This is a genomic window from Edwardsiella sp. A.80236 (assembly GCF_044540725.1).
GTDB classification, from domain to species: Bacteria; Pseudomonadota; Gammaproteobacteria; order Enterobacterales; family Enterobacteriaceae; genus Edwardsiella; species Edwardsiella tarda.
Genome location: NZ_JBIUCY010000002.1, coordinates 338,283 through 359,807, shown reverse-complemented (window position 1 = coordinate 359,807; position 21,525 = coordinate 338,283). Strand labels below are relative to the sequence as shown.

General features: G+C 57.7%; 17 protein-coding genes. 9 read left to right on the top strand and 8 right to left on the bottom strand.

What is annotated here, in order from left to right:
- Positions 1-110 precede the first annotated feature (110 nt).
- Entirely contained in the window at positions 111-1,430 is a 1,320-nt protein-coding gene (gene brnQ, locus ACEQFP_RS03735) for a branched-chain amino acid transport system II carrier protein (protein WP_035602175.1), read from the bottom strand.
- A 672-nt stretch (positions 1,431-2,102) separates the two neighbouring features.
- Positions 2,103-4,337 (bottom strand): EAL domain-containing protein, encoded by a 2,235-nt coding sequence (locus ACEQFP_RS03730; protein ID WP_370546916.1) that lies wholly within the window; start codon positions 4,335-4,337, stop codon positions 2,103-2,105.
- Between the two features lie 306 nt (positions 4,338-4,643).
- Here ACEQFP_RS03730 and ACEQFP_RS03725 point away from each other — a divergent pair, with 306 nt between their 5' ends.
- The 5 genes from ACEQFP_RS03725 to ACEQFP_RS03705 all read left to right on the top strand — a co-directional run bounded on the left by ACEQFP_RS03725 (position 4,644) and on the right by ACEQFP_RS03705 (position 12,939).
- Positions 4,644-4,829, top strand: coding sequence for a YfgG family protein (locus tag ACEQFP_RS03725; protein ID WP_005296757.1), 186 nt, complete (start codon positions 4,644-4,646; stop codon positions 4,827-4,829).
- 131 nt (positions 4,830-4,960) lie between these two features.
- Positions 4,961-6,403 (top strand): magnesium transporter MgtE N-terminal domain-containing protein, encoded by a 1,443-nt coding sequence (locus ACEQFP_RS03720; RefSeq protein ID WP_279508669.1) that lies wholly within the window; start codon positions 4,961-4,963, stop codon positions 6,401-6,403.
- A gap of 165 nt (positions 6,404-6,568) precedes the next feature.
- A complete protein-coding gene (locus ACEQFP_RS03715; protein ID WP_370546917.1) occupies positions 6,569-9,577 on the top strand; it encodes a diguanylate cyclase domain-containing protein in 3,009 nt (1,002 codons plus the stop codon).
- A gap of 33 nt (positions 9,578-9,610) precedes the next feature.
- Entirely contained in the window at positions 9,611-10,963 is a 1,353-nt protein-coding gene (gene yegD / locus ACEQFP_RS03710; protein ID WP_005296752.1) for a molecular chaperone, read from the top strand.
- Positions 10,964-11,571: 608 nt separating this feature from the next.
- A complete protein-coding gene (locus ACEQFP_RS03705; RefSeq protein ID WP_005296749.1) occupies positions 11,572-12,939 on the top strand; it encodes an APC family permease in 1,368 nt (455 codons plus the stop codon).
- Positions 12,940-13,009: 70 nt separating this feature from the next.
- On the opposite strand, the gene ACEQFP_RS03700 is transcribed toward ACEQFP_RS03705, so the two are convergent.
- On the bottom strand, positions 13,010-13,438 hold the full coding sequence (locus tag ACEQFP_RS03700) for a molybdopterin-binding protein (RefSeq protein WP_005283325.1): 429 nt from the start codon (positions 13,436-13,438) through the stop codon (positions 13,010-13,012).
- Positions 13,439-13,533: 95 nt separating this feature from the next.
- On the bottom strand, positions 13,534-13,818 hold the full coding sequence (locus ACEQFP_RS03695; protein ID WP_005283322.1) for a DUF2623 family protein: 285 nt from the start codon (positions 13,816-13,818) through the stop codon (positions 13,534-13,536).
- Between the two features lie 210 nt (positions 13,819-14,028).
- Here ACEQFP_RS03695 and ACEQFP_RS03690 point away from each other — a divergent pair, with 210 nt between their 5' ends.
- Entirely contained in the window at positions 14,029-14,232 is a 204-nt protein-coding gene (locus ACEQFP_RS03690; RefSeq protein ID WP_005296746.1) for a hypothetical protein, read from the top strand.
- A gap of 184 nt (positions 14,233-14,416) precedes the next feature.
- Here the strand turns inward: ACEQFP_RS03690 and yjjG are convergent, their stop codons facing one another.
- Positions 14,417-15,091 (bottom strand): pyrimidine 5'-nucleotidase, encoded by a 675-nt coding sequence (gene yjjG, locus ACEQFP_RS03685; protein WP_005296742.1) that lies wholly within the window; start codon positions 15,089-15,091, stop codon positions 14,417-14,419.
- Positions 15,092-15,695: 604 nt separating this feature from the next.
- Between yjjG and ACEQFP_RS03680 the strand changes: the two genes are divergently transcribed.
- On the top strand, positions 15,696-16,010 hold the full coding sequence (locus tag ACEQFP_RS03680) for a hypothetical protein (protein ID WP_035596491.1): 315 nt from the start codon (positions 15,696-15,698) through the stop codon (positions 16,008-16,010).
- 3 nt (positions 16,011-16,013) lie between these two features.
- On the opposite strand, the gene ACEQFP_RS03675 is transcribed toward ACEQFP_RS03680, so the two are convergent.
- The 3 genes from ACEQFP_RS03675 to ACEQFP_RS03665 are packed head-to-tail and all read right to left on the bottom strand — an operon-like array spanning position 16,014 to position 19,137.
- On the bottom strand, positions 16,014-18,032 hold the full coding sequence (locus ACEQFP_RS03675) for an FUSC family protein (RefSeq protein ID WP_396463883.1): 2,019 nt from the start codon (positions 18,030-18,032) through the stop codon (positions 16,014-16,016).
- Positions 18,033-18,042: 10 nt separating this feature from the next.
- Entirely contained in the window at positions 18,043-18,900 is an 858-nt protein-coding gene (locus ACEQFP_RS03670) for an HlyD family secretion protein (RefSeq protein ID WP_005283297.1), read from the bottom strand.
- A 6-nt stretch (positions 18,901-18,906) separates the two neighbouring features.
- On the bottom strand, positions 18,907-19,137 hold the full coding sequence (locus ACEQFP_RS03665; RefSeq protein WP_097364063.1) for a DUF1656 domain-containing protein: 231 nt from the start codon (positions 19,135-19,137) through the stop codon (positions 18,907-18,909).
- A gap of 403 nt (positions 19,138-19,540) precedes the next feature.
- On the opposite strand from ACEQFP_RS03665, the gene ACEQFP_RS03660 reads away from it, so the two are divergent.
- Together ACEQFP_RS03660 and ACEQFP_RS03655 are read left to right on the top strand one after the other, a co-directional pair.
- Positions 19,541-20,695 (top strand): N-acetylneuraminate epimerase, encoded by a 1,155-nt coding sequence (locus tag ACEQFP_RS03660; RefSeq protein ID WP_109610346.1) that lies wholly within the window; start codon positions 19,541-19,543, stop codon positions 20,693-20,695.
- A 126-nt stretch (positions 20,696-20,821) separates the two neighbouring features.
- Positions 20,822-21,517, top strand: coding sequence for an oligogalacturonate-specific porin KdgM family protein (locus tag ACEQFP_RS03655; RefSeq protein ID WP_005296732.1), 696 nt, complete (start codon positions 20,822-20,824; stop codon positions 21,515-21,517).
- Positions 21,518-21,525: the final 8 nt, after the last annotated feature.

Below are 21,525 nucleotides of genomic sequence, written 5' to 3'. Positions count from 1 at the left end.
CACGGGCGCGAGCGCCCGTGCTAAAAAATGTGTGTGATTATAGGGTGAGCGCCGGATGAGTTCACCTCATCAACTGTAACAATTTCATGACGGCGCCCTTTACAACTCGCTTACGACGACATGACGCGCCCACGCTCCCCGCGAACGCGGTCGTATAGTCCGGCCAGCACCATCATCGCCAACGATGGCGGCAACCAGGCCAGCCCCTGTTGCGCCAACGGTAGCTGCTCGATCCAGCTCGGTAACTGAGCCGCCAAGGCCGATGATTTCACGGCGTCCAGGATGCCGAACAGCAGGCTGATCACCATCACCGGCTTGAAGACACGCGGCGCGCTGCACCACCAGCGGCGGGTAAAACTCAGCACCACCAACACAATGCACGGCGGATAGATCGCCGTCAGCACCGGAATCGAAATCTGAATCAACAGGCTCAATCCTAGGTTGGAGACCACCATCGAGAACAGCCCGAGGATGAAGACCAGGCTACGGTAGCTCAGCGGCAGGTATTCGGCGAAAAACTCAGCGCAAGCGCAGGTCAGGCCAACCGCCGTCACCATGCAGGCGATGAAGATCAACGCGGCCAGGAAAATCGACCCCATGTTGCCAAAGGTATGCTGCACATAGGCATGGAGGATCACCGCCCCATTCTGGGCGCCCGGAACCAACATCCCACTGTCAGATCCCAGCTTAAACAGGCTCAGGTAGACCAGGGTCAAGCCGATACCGGCGATCAGTCCGGCCCAGATGGTATAGCGTGTCAACAGGCGCGCATCGCTGACACCGCGTGAACGCGCCGCATTGACGATGACGATGCCGAACACCATCGCGCCCAAGGTATCCATGGTCAAATACCCATTGATAAAGCCGCTTGAGAACGGGATCTGGCGATACAGCTCCGTCGCTGGCGCGAAGTCGCCCGCCGGCCATAACAGAGCAGAAATACCGAGGATCGCCAAGGCGACGATCTTCAGCGGTGCCAAGAAGTGACCGACGGTATCCAACAGTTTGCCCGGATAGAGCGAGATACCGATCACTAAAACGAAGTAGATCAGGCTGTATACCAATAAGGGTAACGCCCCTTCGCCGCTCAGCGGCGCGATGCCGACCTCGAAGGAGACCGTCGTGGTGCGCGGAATGGCGAATAGTGGTCCCACCGCCAGATAGGCGATGGTCGCCAGTAACAGCCCTGCCCGACGGCCAAGCGGTGAACTGAGCGTATCGATGCCTCCGCCGACCTTAGCCAGCGCCACCACCGTCGCCACGGGCAGACCGACCGCCGTGATCAGGAAGCCTAAGGCCGCGATCCAGACATGCTCGCCGGATTGCAGTCCGACCATCGGCGGGAAAATGATGTTGCCCGCGCCGACAAACAGCGCGAAGGTCATAAATCCCAGCGCCAGGATATCTTTAGAGGTTAAACGATGCGTCATAATATGATGTTGTGTGGCCTTAATACTTAGAATATATCCGCCGATCGCGTAAGAGACGGCCAATGGCACGCCGCACCGCTCGGCAGCATGGTTGATATCGCGGGGGAAAAATCCTTGCGGATGACAAACGAGATCACTCTCAGGAGTCTGGGGGAGCTTACCACAGAATCGCGCCAAGGCAGCACTTTACCCGGGTCCATACGGCGCATAAACATCCACACACACCGCACCACGGGGAGATCGCACCACGCCCGGCCAACGCCGTGCGCGCCTGCCGCCCCTTGCCAACGGCGACAGCACCGATCCCCATCCACGACAGGCGCAGTATGGCGACAACGGTGACAGTAAACACGTTAGCCATGGCAAAAGACAAGCACAAAATGCAGCGACGGAATCATCCTCCAGAGAAACATATTAGCATAGAGAATGATTTGGAGTTATTGGAGTATAACCATAGATAAATTGCCCTACTCCCTGGTGAACCCTGCGGTAAGACGGACAAAAAACCGACAGACGCAAGGATTTTCCGCTATTCTCTCGACCGACCACTCATCATCGACGATCCTACTCAATACAGCTACTTTTTTAGATAAAAAGTCATGACTGATGAGGGAGATAGGCCACTCAAAATCCAATTTTTAGCCAATATATGAAATAATCCACCATAACCGGTTATTCTTTCTTCTCCCCCTCCGAGGACAGCAGCTCCGCCAGCGGAATCGCCTGCCCCGCATCACGCCCCTGGACCGCATCGATCCCCAGTTGCCTCAGATGCTGGCGCTGCGCATCCCCCTCCACCGCTCTCGCCACCACGCGCTGACGCCGCAGATGCGCAACCTGGCACAACGCCGCCACGATGTGGCGCTCCAGCGACTCGGGCTGTGCCCGGCGACTCAGTGACGGGGTCATCAGCAGGATATCGGCCTGCGCCTCGCCCGACAGCCCCTCGCCGGCGTGTACGCCATCGACGCCATCGAGAGCGAGGTGGCAACCCATCGTGCGCAGCGCCTCCAAGGTAGAACGCGCGGGCGCCAATGCCGCCAATTCCGTCGCATCGAAAATCAGAATCAACTGCCAAGGCTCGATATGCGCCTGCTGCAATACTGTGGCCAGCCAGCCTGGTAGCGTCGGAGGGCTTAGCGTGGTGCCGGACAACGAAATCGCCACGCGGATCCCTGCCAAGGCGTGGCGATGGTTGGCGATAAACGCCAGTGTCTGCGTGACAATCCAACGATCGATCGTGGCGCGTAGGCCAAACTCATCGGCGATAGGCAAGAAGCGGTCGGCGGAAAGTAATGCCCCCTGATCATCGCGCAACGCCAGCACAATCTCCTGATAACGCTCCCCGCGAAAGCCGATGATCGGTTGAGCCAGCAAGACTAGGCGTTGCTGCTCCAGCGCCTGCTGTAACTGACGTAACATCCCACTCTTGCGCGCGATACCCCGCTGCAAGCGACGCTGATTTAACGCCAAGCACTCCACCCGTCCGCTATCTAAAGAGTGCTCGGCCATCGCACTCAGCTCGCCGATCAGGTCGGATAGCCCTTCGAACGCCCCTGGCACGCGGCAATAGCACAAGCCATGCTGGCGTTTCAGCGGTAGACCACTCCACTGCAAACGAAAACTCCGTACCGCGCGCTCTATCCGGCGCAAGCTGGATGAGGAGGTCGCCGGTCGCAGACGGATCAGCAGATCATACCCCGGTAGATGATAGACCTGCTCCTCGGCGCTCAACACCGTGCGCAACGCCGAAGCCAAGCGCTGTTTATAGGCCAGTCGCACCTGCATGCCATACGTTCGACACAACGAATCCAAGTTGGCGATGCGGACGAAGCAGAGTACCGACCCGCCATGCCGCCGTAGATCGCGCTCGAGACAACGCATATTGGGCAGATGGACCAACGGATCGATCATCGCCGCGCGACGCATCTGTTGGTAGAGACGCCGCTGACGACTGTTGATCGCCGCCATCAGGATCACCGTCAAACTGAAGACAATCATCATCGCCGTGATGAAGCAGATGTTACGGCTCAGATCGTCCAGCTCGACATAGCCCTCGTAGTTAAACAGCAACACCATGACCGCCGACGACCAGACCAGAGTACTCAGCAGATAACCGTAACGCATGGCGCCAAAGATCATCACCGGCAACAGCAGAGCCAGGGTGTAATCGGTAAACAGGATACTGCCCTGGGCCTGGGCGCGAATGCACAACAGCGCGATCATCACCACCACGACCGCGCCCCAGAGAGGACGCTCCCAGCGCGCAACGTCACTGGCTTGTTCGTTACGGCAACGTTGACGCATTACTCGCCAATATTGCGGGTGATGCAACAGCCGCAGCAGGTGGTAATAGAGAGGGGTCGCGGCGAGGACACCCAAGACCATCGCCTGATAGTTGGTTAAGGTACTCAGCGAGAAGGGAATGCGTTCGGCGAAGAAGGGATGACCGGAAAACATCCCCATGGTGACGATAATCTGCGTCAACAGGATGAACAGCAACGGAAACATGCCCGCCAGCCAGAAGAGCCGGGGCCATAACAGTTTTGGCCGCGCCAGACCGGCGCGCCAGCGTTCGCCGCTCTGTAGGGTATAGCCCCAGCAACAGAGCAATAGCGTCAGGCTAAAAGGGCCACCGACCGCGAAGAGCGGCGTCAGGCCATAGGCCAGATAGAGTGTCCCGAGGGTGACCAGCACGATCGCCGCCAACAGCCGCGTCCCATATAAGAACAGCAGAGAAAGTGCCGCCGCGGGTAAAAGCGCGATCAGATAAGCCTGACCATGTGGCAAGATCACACGCGGGGAGTACAGGATGCTGAGGGGGATAACCAGGAGGGTCAACAGAAGCGGCACGCCCCAGCGTGAACACTGCAATGCCAAGATTGTGCGATGCTTATCTACTTTCATGGGGCCGAATTAATCACTACACCTTATTACTGCGCGCAGCAGGAGAAAATAGCGCCCCCGATACGACGCCTCTGTCACGCTAACTGAAGTGGGGGGATGTTAGCACGAAACGGGGGAGAGAAAAACGCGTCGTCCGCAGCGCTGGCGGCCGCTAAAGAGGGGGGATATTCTCGCCGTTCCGCGGCACGGCGCCCTCTTGCCGTCTCACCTCCCCCTTTTCACCATTGACGCCCGCCCGTTCCTATGCCTAAATCTCTCTATTATTCTAATATGAGACCCTACGCTCTAATCATGATGACCCACAGAATGAAACGACGAACCAACGGACACATGACTCGAATCGTCCTGCTGATCAGCTTTATCATTTTGTTTGGCCGCCTGCTCTACGCCTCCATCGGTGCCATTAGCCACCACCAAGATCAACTCCGTCAAACACCCGCTAGCGAACAGAGCCAAGCCTCCTCTCGCAGTGATAACGGCCCGCGCGACTGAATCACGATGCGTACCTGCGCTTAACGCCCCATTGCGTACGGCGCCCAACCACCCGATAATGGTAGATCGCCGCCTGTCCGTAGCCGTTTTACTCTGAACGTAGCGCCGAATCAGCACAAGGATTGACCCCGATGTCCGTCACCGTTACCCCCCGTGCCGTGTCGCGCGCCCAGATGCGCGCACGCATCCTTCATATCTTGCTGAATGAGCAGATCATCAGCGACGGACTGCTCGGTCGTCTCGACGATCCCCAACTACTCGACGACCCGCAGTTGTTAGATGAGAGCGCCGAGTTGAAGCACGCCGTCCGCCAGCTATCCTCCTCCGATCTTGGTGATGTGTTGGCCGCCTTGCCCTGCGATCGACGCCTGGCGCTGTGGTCGCTGATCGATCTACCGCAACGCGCGGCGGTACTCGCCGAGTGTGATCCCTGCCTGTGGCCAGAGCTCACCGCGACCCTGAGCGATAAGAGCCTACTCCAGTCGCTACAAGCCTTGCCGCTGGAGCGCCGTGTCATGTTGGGTCGACAGTTACCGCGCGCACTCAGCGGGCGTCTCCTTACCTTGATGGAGGGGGAGCAGCGTAATCAGGCGCGCACCCTACTGAGTTACGATCTACACAGTGTCGGCGCGCTCATGACGTTGGATAGCAGCGAAGGCAGCGTACGACGGGATATGCCATTGCTGCTCCTGTTGCAATGGTTACGCCAACGGCCTGCGTTGCCCAGCGGCTGCGATCGGTTGTGGGTCACCGACGAACGGGGGCGTTTATGCGGTGAGTTGCCGCTAGGCGAGCTGCTGGCCGCCTCCCCCGATGGCCGGGTCGCCGACCTCATGCATGCGACGCACCTGCGCCTACATCCCGCCGAGGATGCCCTCGACGCTGGCCAACGGCTACTGCATGAACGGCTGCCTTGCGCCCCGGTCGTCGATGAGCAAGGTTATTTGCTCGGACAATTTAGCCTGATGCAAGCCAGCCGTTATCAACAACGCCAGCAAGAGCGAGAACGTTTTCTACAGGTCGGATTACAGCGGGATGAAGATCTCTTCGCCCCCATCACGCGCAGTCTGCGTGACCGCGCGCTCCCTGTGCTGGGTATCATCGTCGCCACGCTTCCTGCCGCCTTACTGGCGGCCTACTTCAGCTCGGCACTGGGACGTTGGCCGATGTTGGCCCTACTGATGCCACTGCTGATCTTGCTCGGCAGCAACACGGCACAACAGAGCGCCGCCATCACCCAACGTGCGCTCAGACGCCATCACCTGCCAGCGACCAGCGCGGCATTGGTGTTGGTTCGTGAGTTGGGGGTGGCGCTGCTCAGTGGCTTGATCATCGGTAGCCTGTTGGGACTCTGCGGGGGGATCTACTATCGAGATGCGCAGCTGGGTAGCCTGGTGGTCTTGCTCACCGTACTCAGCCTGATGCTCTGTGCGTTGCTTGGCGTCGAATGGCCACGCCTGGCGGCGCGCTTATCGCCGACCCAGCGTGAGGTAAACCGGACACAACTCGGTGCCCTGGCCGCTAGCCTGGTCTGTGCCCTACTGTTCCTCTTAAGCGCACTCTTTTTGATTTAATGGCGCTAGTGAATGGCTTCGACCAAAGTCTAGGGGACTTTTTCTTTACGCCAAGCCAGCACTATACTGGAAAAAAACGTTTCGCTGCCGATGCAGCCTTCTTATTTATTTTGCGCGTCGCCAATATTCGTGCGCGTTGTGGACATGATCGCCAGGGGCGAGTAGATGGAAAGCAATCCGAATCGTAGCGGAAATGACGCTCGCCTTTCTCTATGGCGTCTGTCGTTATTCGCCCTGAGTAACGGTCTGCTGGCCCTCCTTAGCCTGTTGTTGGCCCGCCCCGATGCCTCATCGCCCGCGCTCTGGCTACCGACGGCCTTCACCTGCGCCGTCTTGTTCCATACTCCGCGCCGCTACTGGCCATTATTGCTGGCGATCGCCCTGGTGAGTAGCCTGCTGCCGCTCCCCCTGACCACGGCGCATTATGGTCTGCTGCACGCCCTGATCGATCAGGGCCAGGCCTGGCTCGGTGCCGCCGTGCTCCGGCGTCTACTACCGGCGCAACGCCCCTTCGATACGCTGGCGCACTGGCTGCGTTTCATCCTTAGCGTCGTGGTCGCGATACCGCTGCTGTGCGCCGTATTGAGCACACTCAGCCATACGGCATCCACGAATACCTTCATCACCCAGTTCTCCTCTGACTTCCTCTCGGACGCGCTCGGTATGTTAGCGCTTACCCCACTGGGTCTACTGGCCGGACCGGCATGGCCGACGCGGGGACGCATCCCCTGCCTCACGTTGCCGATCCTCGTGCTCACCTTGCTAAGCGATTACTTCGCTTTGCCGCGCTTGCCCTATCCTTTTACCATCGTACTGATTCCCTTGCTCTGGGCTGCCATCGCGCTGCCACTCTGGCCTGCCTTCCTGATCTTCGCCTGCTCGGCGTTGTTGCTTTGTGCACAAATGAACCACCTGTCGCTCGGCACGCACACGCCCGATCCCCTGTTGTTATATATGCCGATCCTGCTGGTCTTGTTACCCGCTCATGCCATTGCCATCCAGACACAAGCCTATCGCCGTGAACGTCAACGGTTACAAGAGAATGAGACCCGGCTGCGTAACGTCATGGAGTATTCAGCCATCGGCACCGCCTTGATCGACTTACAGGGGGAGTGGATCCAGTGTAATCCCGCGCTCTGCCAAATGTTGGGCTATGAGGCATCGACCCTGATGAGCATGCCCTATCAGCAACGAGTGCATCCCGAGGATCGCCAGAGCGACAAGCGCCAGCAGGCCGCATTACTCGCCGGTTATCTCGACAGCTATACCCTGGAAAAACGTTACCTGCACCGCAACGGCCAGGCGATTTGGACCCTCTTGACGGTCTCGTTGGTACGCAATCCACGCGCGGAGCCGCTCTACTTCGTGATGCAGGTAAAAGAGATCAACGACATCAAAAACAATCAGCGCCAGAAACAGCGCTTGCTGGATACGCTACATCAAGAGCGTGAGCGCTTGCATACCACCCTCAGCGCCATCGGCGAGGCGGTGATCAGCAGCGACCCCCAGCAGATCATCCGCTTTATGAACCCCAGTGCGGAAAAGATGACTGGCTGGCCGCAGGGTGAGGCCATCGGTCAACCGCTCGATACGGTGATCCAGTTACAGGAGAGTAATAGCGGAAAGGCGCGATCGGTATTACGCGCCGGCGCACAGGATGAGGGCGACGATGAGAACGAGCCACTCTCTCTACACAGTCGCGAGGGGCGCCGTTATGAGGTTCAGAGCCGAGTGGCCGAATTGCGTCACGGCGATGGCATCCTGATGGGATATGTCGTGGTCTTCCAAGACGTCAGCGAGACACGCACCCTGCTACGCCAACTCTCCTACAGCGCGCTGCATGATCCGTTGACGGGCCTGCCAAACCGAGTCAGCTTCGAACAGGCGCTGCGACGCGCACTGCGCGGCGCCATCGAATATCATCAGCGCCATGTGCTGGTCTTTCTCGATCTCGACTACTTCAAGTCCATCAACGATAACGCGGGCCATGCCGCTGGCGATCGGCTGCTGCAAGACTTGGCGCAACTGATGCGCTCGCTGCTACGTCCTCAAGATACCCTCGCCCGTCTCGGCGGCGATGAGTTCGCGCTGATCCTCTGCGACTGTGAGCTGAGCCAGGGGAAACTCATGGTGGATCAGCTGATCCATGAGATCGCCGCCTACCCGTTCCCCTGGCAGGGCCAGCAGTACCATATCGGCGCCAGTGCCGGATTAACCCAGCTACAACATGATAACGCCCTGGCCGACGAGACGATCAACCAGGCCGACGCGGCCTGTTACCAGGCCAAACACCGTGGGCGCGGGCGGGCCTTTTGCCACTCCCCGCAACGCAGCCCCCATTCCGCCGCCGCGAGGAGTGAACCGACGGCCGATCAACTCAGCGCCTTGCTGGCGGATGCCCGCTTTACCCTGCTGCTACGCGCCGTCTGTCCGCGCGATACCCCACAGCAGATCGATTTCTATCTGCTAGACCTCGAGGCCTGCCAGGACGACGGCACCCCCTACACCTCCCAGGCCTTTACCACCGCCTGCCTGCGCCACCAGCGCCAACAGGAGGTCGAGCACTGGCTATTGAGCCAGGTACTGGAGCAACACGCCGAATGCCTAAGCCAGCAACCTCAGGCGCTAGCCGTCGCCATTTCTACCGCCAGCCTAGGTCAACCGGCGTTTGTCCGTTGGCTCTGCGATGCGCTGGAACGCTCCCCCCTACCCGCCGATCGACTCTGGCTGCGCCTAGAAGAGAGTGCGCTGATCGAACAGCAGACGCAGACCGCACCGGCCCTCGCGGCATTACGCCGCTACGGCTGCCGCCTGATCGCCGAGGGATTCGAGCGCCATCTCGAGAACATCGCCCGCCTGGAGCATTGTCAGATCGATTACTTGATCGCCAGCAGCGGGTTAGTCGCCCAGGCCCACGCGAATCGTATGGATGAGATGATGCTCTCGCTGCTACATACCCAGGCGCACAGCTACGGTATTCAAACGATCGCCGGCCCCGCCGAACTACCGGCAACACTGGCGACCTTAAATATGCTGGGGATCGATTTACTCTTCGGCAGCTGTCTCCATCCCACCATCACGTTGACGCAACAGCTGAAACGACTCGCCGCCCCATCCGGCGCCGCGTCGGTGGATCAGCGCGCAACCATTGCCGATGACGTCACAATGCAGTAAAGTCGCCGCCCTTCACCGGCATGGGAGACGACGATGTATATTGGTTTTGACTATGGTACCGCCAACTGTTCGGTAGCGATGATGGTGGATGAACAGGTGCGGATGCTGCCGCTGGAGCAAGACTCCCCCTATCTTCCCTCCATGCTCTGCGCGCCATCGCGCGATGCCGTAAGCGAATGCTTACATCTCCATTGGCAGATCCCGACGATCAGCGAAGAGAACCAACGGCTGTTACGGCGCGCCATCGCCGCCAACCGCGAAGAGGACATTCGCGTCGATGCCCAGAGCCTCCAGTTTGGCCTACAGGCGCTACACAGCTATAACTGCGATCCGCAGGAGGTGTACTTCGTCAAGTCACCCAAGTCCTTCCTCGGAGCCAATGGCCTGAAGAGCCAGCAAATCGCCCTGTTTGAAGATCTGGTCTGCGCCATGATGGTCCACATTCGCCGCCAGGCCGAGGCCACGCTACAACAGCCTATCGACCAGGCCGTGATTGGCCGCCCCGTCAATTTCCAGGGCAGCGGCGGCGATGACGCCAACGCGCAGGCACAGGGGATCCTCGAGCGAGCGGCGCACCGCGCCGGGTTACGCGAGGTGAGCTTCGAATTTGAACCGGTCGCCGCCGGGCTCGACTACGAAGCCACCCTGACACAAGAGCAGCGCGTGTTAGTGGTCGACATTGGCGGAGGCACCACGGATTGTTCAGTGTTGCTGATGGGTCCACACTGGCGCGCCCTGGCAGACCGCAGTCAGAGCCTGCTCGGCCACAGCGGTTGCCGCATCGGCGGTAACGATCTGGACATCATGCTGGCCTTCCGTCAACTGATGCCACTACTGGGCGCTGGCGGTAGCAACGCCAAGGGGATCGCCTTGCCGTCGCTCCCCTATTGGAATGCCGTTGCCATCAATGACGTCCCGGCGCAGAGCGACTTCTACAGTATCGCCAATGGCCGCCTGCTGCGCGAGTTGGTGCGCGACGCCAGCCAGCCGCAACAGGTGGAGCGTCTGTTACGCGTCTACCAGCAGCGCCTCAGCTATCGTTTGGTTCGCTGCGCCGAAGAGAGCAAGATCGCCCTCTCTCAGCAGGCGCACTGCCAGGCCGCCCTGGCATTTCTTGAGGCGGGACTGGCCACTACATTGCACCAAGACGATCTGGCGGCGGCCATCAGCCAACCGTTAGCCCGTATCCAGGAGCAGGTCGCCGCCGCACTGGCCGTCAGCGCCATCACCCCGGATGTCATCTATCTGACCGGCGGCAGCGCGCGATCGCCCTTGATTCGCCAAGCCTTATCACAACAACTTCCCGGTATTCCTCTGGTCGGTGGCGATGACTTCGGTTCGGTCACCGCCGGTCTGGCTCGTGCCGCTCAGCGCCTCTATGCCTGATCCCCCTCGCCGCCCCATGGGCGGCGAAAAAAGACCGGACTAACACTGTTTTATGTCAATTTGTTTCAAATCCGCCCAACAAACGCCCCTCCTGCGCGCTATTGCGAGCAAGTAACATAAAAAATAAAATAAAAACAATTAGTTATGCATGACCTTCACTAAACAAAAATAAATTTAATAAATGTGATTATTGGCTTGTCATCACGATTTGACTGGGGCAAAATACGCGCCCTGCGAATAGCCGATGTTTTACGTTGTGTCAGTAAGTAAAGACCAATGGACGTCGGTTATTTTTTTGTAGTGCAGAAAATTAAGTAGATGACTGAGGCCGGCCTTCGACCGGACATGATAAATAGCTATTTATGCGGTCCCCCGCATGTTGACTGAGGAAACCTAGATGGGGCAATCATTCGCTTTCGCACCGGGCTTTACCGGTATGCGCTGCAGCAGCAGCGACTATGGGGCAGGCGCGCCGTTTTCCGCACGCGCTTCTTTATCCCATCCCCTCTTTGAATATCCTGCATACCGCTTCACACGAAGTTTTCCTGTGACCTCTCCGCTTTGCGCTTCATCAAATCAAAACGTCGAGAGCATGGGAGGACTGCGTCATGGCCGCTAATACCGCTACCGCACAAAATCGCGTTCAGCTACGCAAGACCCTGACCCTGGTTCAGGTCGTCATGATGGGCTTGGCATACCTGCAACCGATGACGATCTTCGATACCTTCGGCATCGTCAGTGGACTGACCAATGGTCACGTTGCCACCTCCTACGCTATTGCGCTGATTGCCATCCTGTTTACGGCGATCAGTTACGGAAAGCTGGTTAAACGCTTCCCGTCCGCCGGCTCCGCCTACACCTACGCGCAGAAGGCGATCAGCCCGCACGTCGGCTTCATGGTGGGCTGGTCCTCGCTGCTTGATTATCTGTTTATGCCGATGATCAACATTCTGCTGGCCAAAATTTACCTGGAAGCGATCTTCCCCGGCGTCCCGTCGTGGATCTTCGTCATGGCTCTGGTCACCATGATGACCCTGTTCAACCTGCGTGGCATCAACCTGGTGGCCAACCTGAACACCGGCATCGTGATCGTCCAGGTCGCCATCATGGTGATCTTCCTCGGCCTGGTGGTGCATGGCATCACGCAGGGCGAAGGCGCCGGCACCCTGCTCAGCAGCCGTCCGTTCGTCTCGGAGGATGCCCACCTGATCCCGATGATCACCGGAGCAACTATCCTCTGCTTCTCGTTCCTTGGCTTCGACGGCATCAGTTCGCTGTCGGAAGAGACGCCGGATGCTGGCCGCGTGATCCCGAAGGCCATCTTCCTGACGGCGCTGATCGGCGGCATTATCTTCATCGTGGTCTCCTACTTCCTGCAGCTCTACTTTCCGGATATCTCTCGCTTTAAGGATCCGGATGCCTCGCAGCCGGAGATCATGCTGTATGTGGCCGGTAAGTTCTTCCAGTCCATCATTCTGGTGTTCTCCTGCGTCACCGTGCTGGCATCCGGCATGGCGGCACACGCCGGGGTTTCTCGCCTGATGTATGTGATGGGCCGCGATGGCGTCTTCCCGGAGCGTTTCTTCGGTTATATCCATCCGAAGTGGCGTACCCCTGCCTTCAACGTCCTGTTAGTCGGTGCCATCGCCTTGTCGGCGGTCTCCTTCGACCTGGTCACGGCAACGGCGCTGATCAACTTCGGTGCGCTGGTCGCCTTTACCTTCGTCAACCTGTCGGTGATCTCGCAGTTCTATATTCGTGAACGCCGTAACCGGACACTGAAGGACACCATCGCCTACCTGATCCTGCCGTTAATCGGTGCGGCGACCGTCGGCGTACTGTGGATGAACCTGGAGGCCAGCTCCATGACGCTGGGTCTGGTATGGGCCGCCATCGGCCTGGGCTACCTGGCGGTGCTGACGCGTCGTTTCCGCCAGCCGCCTCCGCAGTATCAGGATGCAGAAGCCGCTCAGTAAGGCGTAATCCACTGGATTTGCCACGAAAAAAAGCGCCCTCGGGCGCTTTTTTTGACTGATCTGGATACGCTTACTGACGCACCGCCAGCAGGACACTCGAGGCTTTCACCAAGGCGATGACCCGGCTCCCCGGACGCAACGCCATGCTATCGGCGCTCTCATTGGTGATGATCGACACCAGGCGCAGCCCGCTATCGCTGGTCAACTCGACGGTGGTATTCACGGCACCGTGCTGCAACGCGGTCACCGCACAGGCAAACTGGTTACGCGCCGAGAATTTCAATCCACAGGTTTCCGACGCCAATACCACCCAAGGCGCCTTAATCAGGGCGATCGCCTCTTTGCCCTGAGCGAGGCCCATCGCCTCACGGCTGGCGCTGGTCACCACGGCGACGAGCTTCTCCCCCCCTTCCAGCGTCAACTCCACCTCATCGTTGACCGCACCTTCTGCTAAGGCTGAAATGGTTCCCTGCAACTGATTGCGAGCCGATACGCTCATGTTCTTCTCCTTTCGAATCAGACTATATGGACCCGGCTAGCCTACCAGAGAGCGGCGAGAGAGAGGAAGAGCATCACCGCAGAGTACGATCTGGATCAGTTTCGCTCATAGCCATGGTAGTAGTAACGCTGCAACTGGCTATCTTCACCGCTGAGGAAAAACTCGGCGATCGCCTCGCGTGCGAGACCGTACTGGCGCGCCAACTCCCCCGCTCGACACGCCGCCAGATAGCGATCATCGATGCGTTTTCCTAAGCTATACGCAAAGCCACAGACATAACCACGCCGGTAATCCAAACAATAGCGTTGCATATCGCCAACAGCGCAGGGTTCGTAACACTTCACCCCATCCATGACACCATCGCCAAAGTGATTCTTCATCGCGCCCCCCTAGACCAGCCCTATCGTTATAAACGAAATTATATAACGAATGACACGAAAGGCGCTATCCCACAAAAGGCGTACCCCCTCCCTCTGCAACGCCAAGCGCGCCGAAAGATCAAGAATCGTACCTTCGGCACTCCACGCTACGCTCAGAAATCGGTATAATCGGCGCCGGTCCATCCTATCTACAAATGTTGAGGTATTTCTATGGCAGACGAATTTGACAACGCTAGCGCGCTGGAAGAACTGGAACGCGATCTGGCGCTGGCTAACCGTCACAAACCCAGCATGGCCCCTACCGGCTACTGCTACAACTGTCACGCACCGATCCCGACAGGCAACTTCTGCGACAGCGACTGCTGCGAAGACTGGCAAAAAGTGCAATGGGCCAAATCCCAGCGCCAGCGTTAACCTCCGCCATCCCTCCCCGCGCACAACGCCGCCGGTTGCTATCGCGGCGCCCGTTTCGCTGACCTGCCGCCCTTTTCGCTAGGCTGTATCATCTATACCGCCTCGCACGCCTTTGCGCCGTCTCTCTGCTGATGGGCCATATTGGCCTCCGGATATCCGGCGCTATGGCGTGCTGCCCTGCGGTTTACGCCAGTAACATCTGCTGGAGTTCGTGTAATGAGCCAACCTGATAGTTCGGTGTGATGCCCTGCGGCATCGGCTCCTCGCGCGGATTCAACCAACAGGTATCAATACCGGCATTGATGCCGCCGAGAATATCGGAGTGCGGGTTATCCCCTACCATCAAGATCTGCTCACGGGGCGGGTTATTCATCAACGCGAAGGCATGCTCAAAAATAGCCACGTCCGGTTTAGCCACCCCCACCTCTTCCGAGACCACCAGCGGCGTGAAGACATCGCTCAGACCGGTACGTTGCAGACGCTCATTCTGCATCGCGGAAAAGCCGTTAGTGATGATCCCCATACGCACCCGCCCACGCAGTGACAGCACTAACTCTCGCGCCCCGGGTAAGGGCTCGCAAATCTCCGCCATCGCCTGAATAAAGGCTGCATTGATAACGCTCGCCGCCGTATTTAAACGCGTGGCCCACTCGGCGAAGCGCCGCTCTTGCAGCTGCTGCGAATCGATGCGTCCCTCTTGGTAATCGACCCATAGTGGTTGATTCACGGCCTCGTAAGTCTGGTAATCCTCCAGACTAAAATCGACATTGAAGCGAGAAAACATCAGGCGTAGCCCGCGATAGGCGTCAAAACGGAACAGGGTTTCATCCGCATCAAACAAAATCCAACTGTATTTCATAACGTTATTTATTCCATTCTCTCTCTTCCCCACTCCGTCAGGCGACGCTATCGCTCGCCGGCGGAGAAAGGCCATGACACACTGAACGAACCACATTCCGAACGCGACATTGCCCCAGCGTCCACGCAACAGTGGAGGCTGAGGGCCGCTCATTGTGCCATAGAATCGTGAGATGCCCCTACCCCGACGAGGTGTCCGCTACCCGCACGATAAGGTTACCGCGCCATGCTGCTAGTTTCCGTTAAATCACGATGATCATTCAGACGACCGGTATGATCGGCGGCGAACGACCTAGCGCGAACGACCCAGGCAGCACATTCCGCGAAAAATCTGAATGAAAATATGCAGCTCCATGTTTTTATTAGTTCTTTTCTTGCTAAAAGCGCCTTGACGCTGGCCAAAGACTCTTGTTATACAGGCGCCGGACTCTTTTTATGGCTATGCTTACTCATGGCCATTTTGACCGATAGACTTTCGTCGTTCGTCGCCTTGCGCCCCCGCCTACGGCGCCGCATCTCACTGCGGCCATCGCGCCATTGCGTCAGCGTAAGACCGACAACGACGATCAATACGATAAGAAAAACGTCAGCATCAGGATAGTTCTATGGCCTCCCGAAGATGGCATACCCCCCGCAGTCCGGGGTTGAATAATGCACCGCGTCTACGCTCATTGATCGATCAGATTGCAGAGAAGCAGCATTCTACACCGCCGCCTCCCCGCTACCGCCTACTGTTATCCCTGCTAGAGATTAGTGAGGAGATGCGTGATTTTTGTGCGCTACACGGCATCACTATCAGCGATGCGCCTTATCTGCAAGTGATGTTCGTCGGTGAGAAGATCGATCTACAGCTGCTGATCCGCTGCTTCCTGCCGGTGGAAAAACAGAGCGATTGTCTGAATAGCCTCTACCTAGCCTAGCGCTTAAGCCTCATCCGCTATCGCTTCGCGTAGCGGAGTCAGCGCGCAGCAGAGACGCCAGATAACCCCGGCCAGCTCGCGTGCGCTGGGATCCGGATGGCCAGCCAGAGCGTGGCTCATCAGCGACAATTGTGCCAGCGTCTGGCTCAATCGCTCCTGGCGAACCCCCTGCTCGTTGACGATACCGCGCAGGTAGCGTAGGCAACGATCCCGTACCCGCTCCAAGGGATCGGCATGCCTCTCCCAGCCACGCAACTGCCAAACGATATGACTACAGTTCAACAATACGGTGCCCCAGCGTAGCAACCAGTGATGAGCCAGGCGATCCGGGCTCTGCGTCAGTTGGCTCATTCGATGGTAAATCAACGACTCATACTGCGCCTCGCTGTGGCGCGGCTGGGCGCTCAACTGCTCGATAAAGTCACGCCGCATCGCACGAATGATGCGCCGACTCTTCCGTCGATCCGAGCTAGGGTGCAAAAGCTGGAAGGCGAGCGCCGCCAACAGGACACCGACGATCTTGGCGATGGTGCCGTTCACTAAGCTCGCATAGTCATACTGCGGCGGATTCGTCACCGCCAAGAAAGAGCCCATGAACACGATCACCTGCCCCCACAACGCCGCATGGCGCGCGCTCTGCAGCTTAAGCAGTTGCATGGTCAACAGGATCGGCGCCAGTAGCGCGCAGAATAGCCAAAACGACGCGATCTGAATCATCAGGCCAAACTTCAGCAGGAAACAGAAGATCGACAACATGATCATCGCCTTGAATAGTGTCATCAGGCTACTCAACGGCGAGCTGACGCTGGAGTAAAGTACGCAGGTGACGGCAGCGATGGCCAAGGCCGAGGCGCCGCTATCCCATTGCGTCAGAATCCAAAAACCACACCCTACCAGTAGCGCGCAGCCGGTGCGTAGCCCGTTATAGGCGGCTTCGATGCTGTCGGTATAGTGTGTCAGGGATGGCGTCGTCGGCGCAGGGGGGAATCCATGCGTCTTCCCATCCTGCGGCGTCTGAGCGAGATAGCGTAACCAACGCTCACTGTGCAGATAGAGTTGGACGAAGTATTGCACCCGTTGACTAAAGGCCTGCAGGCGCACCCGCTCCGAGGTCTCAGCATACAACGGCGCCAGCAGACGCGCCGTCTGATAGGCATCCCCTCCCGGCTGCGAGAGACACGCCACGATCTGCGCTAATACCTCCGCCACACCCGGCGGAGCATCGGGCCAATTCTGCTGCATGCGACGAATGCCAGCGATAGCGCTGGTCATCCGCAACTGTTGATGCAGTAACGTATTGAGTAAGGGATTATGGCGCCGAAAGTGATAATGGCTCCAGAAGGCCTGAATACGGAGCAGATCCAGGGTTAAGATCTGGCGGATCACCCCCTCATGCGCCACGCGTAAGTCCTCCTCCGTCTGTGGGGCCCATAGCATCGCCGCATGTGCCATGAGGCGCTGATGCATACGCTGTAAGGCGCTCAGCAGGTTGCTGCCATCCGTGTCGTTCGGCAGGATCATCATCATCACGGCGCCACACAGCAAACCGGTGATCACCTCGCACACCCGCGCCTGAGCGATGTCGAAGATCTGCTGACTATCGCCGCTGTTCACGCAGGCAAAGGCGATGATCGCCGTGGTATACCCCGCCAGCGCGAAGGCGTAAGAGACGTTGTTACGGTGGTGATTCGCGACGTAGGTACACCAGCCAATCCAGGCGGAAATGAAGAAGGTAAATAGCCAAGGGTCATTCAAGCATTGGCCGGCGATCACCATCGCCGCGCCGGCGCCCAACAGGCTGCCGGCGATGCGCCCTAGACTCTTGCTGATCACCCCGCCGATGGTCGGAAAGCTGACCACCGCCGCCGAGGTAAAGGCCCAGTAAGGCTCATCGAGGTTCAAGGCAAAGGCGATCCACAACGCCAGACACATAGCCAGGGTGTTACGCAACGCGTAACGCCATTGCCCGGCCGTCGCCCTGCCCCATGGCGACTGACGCCATCCTGCCAGTTGCAGCCCCATTCCGCCGTCCTTACGGTTTAATGACGATGGTGCAGGTCATGCCCGACACCAACAGCGTATCCGGCTTGATATCGGACAGGGCGATCCGTACCGGTACTCGCTGGGCTAAGCGAACCCACGGAACGCTCGGCTTGACGCTCAAGAGCAAATCTGCGCCGCGGTCGGCACTCTGATCGTAGATAGCCCGGCCAATACTCTCCACGCGCCCACGCAATGGCCTATCACCATCATATAACTGAATATCCGCGCGATCCCCCACGCGGATATGGCGCAGCTTCGTCTCCTCGAAGTACCCCATCACATAGAACGAATGGCGATCAAGGAGTGCCACCAGCGGCGTTCCCACCTGCGCATAATTACCGGCCCGCGTCTGTAGGTTGGTGATGAAACCATCCGTCGGCGCGAGGATACGGACATGAGCCAGATCCCATTCGGCCTGCGCCACCTCCTCCTTGGCTACCCGATAGGCGGCCTGCATCGCCTGCGCAGTGAGGCGAGCCTCATCTAGTGACTCGGCCGAGATCACCTGTGCTGGCAGCCGAGCACGCCGCGCCGCCTCATGCTGCGCCTTCTCCAGATCGCTCTGAGCGCGCATCAACGCGGCATTGGCACGATCGCGCGCGATAAGGAACGGCTGACTGTCGAGGGTGAAGAGCAACTGGCCCTTCACCACCGCCTGGTTATCACGGACCGCGACCTGCGCGATACGACCGGAAACCTCCGGAGTAATCGTGACTAATTCGGCGCGCACCCGGCCATCGCGGGTCCAAGGCGACTGCATGTAATAATTCCACAGCCAGCCACCCGCACACAGGGCAATGGCACAGACAATCACGCTAGAGAAGTACTTGAGGGAGTGCAGTTTCATGAGACGCTATCCGCCGATCAGGAGCAGGGCAAAGGCCAGGACGATGCAGATCACCAACAACGCGAGATCGCACAGCGTGGGATGCCAGATCGCGCCGCCATAGAGCTGTGCGCGCAACAGGCGATGCAGTAGCAACCAGCCGAATAACCCGAGGGCGATCGCCTTAAATAGCGGCGGAAAGTACAACGCGGCCCCGACGACCAAATCGCTCAGGGGGAAAAAGGGAGACATCACCATCGCTACACCGCAAACTCCCCCGCCTTCTCACCCTGCGCCTGATAGGTAGCGTACGCGCGGCAAGTGAGTGACAGCAGGCAGTAATTAATCAACGTGAGATAATGTTAGCACGCAAAGTATAATTGACGATTATTTTTCTGTGCCTTCTTCCTCTCTTCGCCGACCAGGCCCATGCCCAGTGATGAGCGCCGCCTACGCCAGACAATAAAGCCATAGATTGCTTTTTGAACTCTCTCACATTTCATCGCTAAACATATTGAAGGATTACTCCAAAGATCATTTTATAATGGAGCAATACTACAAAGACAGCGTCATCATGCCGCGTAGGGGCGACGAGTGTGCCACAACTGGAACCGTCATCGTGTTATTTACGCGTCATTACTCTTTTATCATAGGAGTGTTTATGTCTGGGTTAACACCGTCTACTACGCGGCTGATCGCCGCCTTAGTCGTCTCACTTGCAGTTATTCCGACACTGCGCGCGGAATCGCTACCGCGCTTACCCCAACCTCTCAAGGCGGGAACCGGCGCCATCCTCAATGAAGTTATTTATATTGGTTTAGGTAGTGCGAATAAATCCTGGTATCGCCTGGATAAACGATCCGAGGAGAAACGTTGGCAACCTATCGCTGAATTCCCCGGTAGCCCTCGCGATCAGGCCATCACCCTGGCGCTGAATAATAGTCTCTATGTCTTTGGTGGTAGCGGTAACGTGACGGAGCAAGATGCGACGCCCTCGGTACTCAGTGATATTTATCGTTATGATCCGGCCAACGATCGCTGGCAGAAAATTGCCAGCCATCCTCCGCGCGGATTGGTCGGCCATGCTGGTGTCGCCCTCAACGCAAATCAGGGGCTATTGCTCGGCGGCGTCAATAAGGCCATCTTTGATGGCTATCTGCGTGATATCAACGCGCATAAAGACGATAAAAAAGCTAGCGAAGCCATTATCCAAAATTATTTTAATAAGCCTAGCGAAGACTATTTCTTTAGCCGCGAGGCGCTGCTGTACGATGCGAAAAATAATCAGTGGCACGCCTTAGGCATTACTCCCTTTGCCGGTACGGCCGGTTCGGCTCTAGTCCGTAGCGGCGAACGCATCACGCTAATCAATGGTGAGATCAAGCCGGGTCTGCGTACCGACGCTATCCATTACGGACTCTGGTCACAGGACAAGTTACGCTGGACCGGAGAGGCCCGGTTGCCTGCCCCTCCGGGAGCCCCGCTCCAAGAGGGACTCGCCGGGGCCTACGCGGGTTACAGCCATGGCACCTTACTGGTGGCTGGCGGGGCCAATTTCCCCGGCGCTCGGGCTAACTACCGTCAGCACCACTACTACGCCCATCAGGGACTGACCAAGACTTATCAACGCGCGATTTTCGCTCAACACGGCGAGACCTGGCGTGCCATCGGCGAGCTCCCACAGCCGCTGGGCTATGGGGTCACGATCAGCGATGGCGAGACGCTGTACTTGATCGGCGGTGAGACATCACAGGGTCAAGCGGTGGATTCGGTCATTGGCCTGAGTCTGCGCAACGGTCATCTCACCATCGAATAATCACGGCGATGCCGTAGCCATTTTCTTTGTATGACCGCCATAGCGCACGCTAGCGATGCGCTATGGCGGAGGGTAACAGACGACCAATTATCAAAAAATACTTATCAATATCTCTGGGAATATAAAATGAAAAAAGAAATTATCTCGCTGACCTTGGCGGCGGCCACATTAGGCCTCCCTTGTGCGCTCTCCGCCACTACATTAGATTTTCGCCATGAATATGCCGACACGACACGTATTCATAAAGATCGTATCGCGATTATTCAAAGCTTTGCCAATGGCATCGGTTTCTATGTCGATGCCAGCGTTAAATCGGGTGGGGTAAATAGCGAACAAGATAAGTTTCTGAGTGACCTCGTCACCAACGCCGTAGAAATGGGACTGAGTTATAACTACCAACTTAATCAGAATATCAGCCTACAGCCAGGTATTATCTTTGAAAGTGGTAGCGACACCGCCATCTATAAACCCTATCTACGCGCGCAATACCGTTTCGACAATGGCCTCTACCTCGCCGGGCGTTATCGTTACGACTATGCGCGCAAGACACAAGATGGCAGTGATGATGAAAAGACGAATCGCCTGGATGGATATATCGGCTACAACTTCAACTCCGCGCGTGTGGAATATAACTACACACAAATGTATAGCGATGCGCTGAAATATGACAATAAGAAGACTAACTACGAACATAACGTCGCCTTCTCTTATCGGATCAATGAAATGTTCACGCCTTATATTGAGGTCGGCAACGTCGCAGTCAATAAAAATAGCGATGCACGTCAGACACGCTACCGTGTAGGACTGCAATATCACTTTTAATCCTCCCA

What these genes read in the sequence shown, in the direction of transcription:
- ACEQFP_RS03675 (WP_396463883.1), bottom strand. Translation starts at nt 18,032, where the DNA reads ATGGGGCTGCAACTGGCAGGATGGCGTCAGTCGCCATGGGGCAGGGCG.
- ACEQFP_RS03655 (WP_005296732.1), top strand. Translation starts at nt 20,822, where the DNA reads ATGAAAAAAGAAATTATCTCGCTGACCTTGGCGGCGGCCACATTAGGC.
- yjjG (WP_005296742.1), bottom strand. Translation starts at nt 15,091, where the DNA reads ATGAAATACAGTTGGATTTTGTTTGATGCGGATGAAACCCTGTTCCGT.
- ACEQFP_RS03715 (WP_370546917.1), top strand. Translation starts at nt 6,569, where the DNA reads ATGGAAAGCAATCCGAATCGTAGCGGAAATGACGCTCGCCTTTCTCTA.
- ACEQFP_RS03730 (WP_370546916.1), bottom strand. Translation starts at nt 4,337, where the DNA reads ATGAAAGTAGATAAGCATCGCACAATCTTGGCATTGCAGTGTTCACGC.
- ACEQFP_RS03680 (WP_035596491.1), top strand. Translation starts at nt 15,696, where the DNA reads ATGGCCTCCCGAAGATGGCATACCCCCCGCAGTCCGGGGTTGAATAAT.
- ACEQFP_RS03695 (WP_005283322.1), bottom strand. Translation starts at nt 13,818, where the DNA reads ATGAAGAATCACTTTGGCGATGGTGTCATGGATGGGGTGAAGTGTTAC.
- ACEQFP_RS03665 (WP_097364063.1), bottom strand. Translation starts at nt 19,137, where the DNA reads ATGGTGATGTCTCCCTTTTTCCCCCTGAGCGATTTGGTCGTCGGGGCC.
- yegD (WP_005296752.1), top strand. Translation starts at nt 9,611, where the DNA reads ATGTATATTGGTTTTGACTATGGTACCGCCAACTGTTCGGTAGCGATG.
- brnQ (WP_035602175.1), bottom strand. Translation starts at nt 1,430, where the DNA reads ATGACGCATCGTTTAACCTCTAAAGATATCCTGGCGCTGGGATTTATG.
- ACEQFP_RS03690 (WP_005296746.1), top strand. Translation starts at nt 14,029, where the DNA reads ATGGCAGACGAATTTGACAACGCTAGCGCGCTGGAAGAACTGGAACGC.
- ACEQFP_RS03705 (WP_005296749.1), top strand. Translation starts at nt 11,572, where the DNA reads ATGGCCGCTAATACCGCTACCGCACAAAATCGCGTTCAGCTACGCAAG.
- ACEQFP_RS03725 (WP_005296757.1), top strand. Translation starts at nt 4,644, where the DNA reads ATGAAACGACGAACCAACGGACACATGACTCGAATCGTCCTGCTGATC.
- ACEQFP_RS03720 (WP_279508669.1), top strand. Translation starts at nt 4,961, where the DNA reads ATGTCCGTCACCGTTACCCCCCGTGCCGTGTCGCGCGCCCAGATGCGC.
- ACEQFP_RS03660 (WP_109610346.1), top strand. Translation starts at nt 19,541, where the DNA reads ATGTCTGGGTTAACACCGTCTACTACGCGGCTGATCGCCGCCTTAGTC.
- ACEQFP_RS03670 (WP_005283297.1), bottom strand. Translation starts at nt 18,900, where the DNA reads ATGAAACTGCACTCCCTCAAGTACTTCTCTAGCGTGATTGTCTGTGCC.
- ACEQFP_RS03700 (WP_005283325.1), bottom strand. Translation starts at nt 13,438, where the DNA reads ATGAGCGTATCGGCTCGCAATCAGTTGCAGGGAACCATTTCAGCCTTA.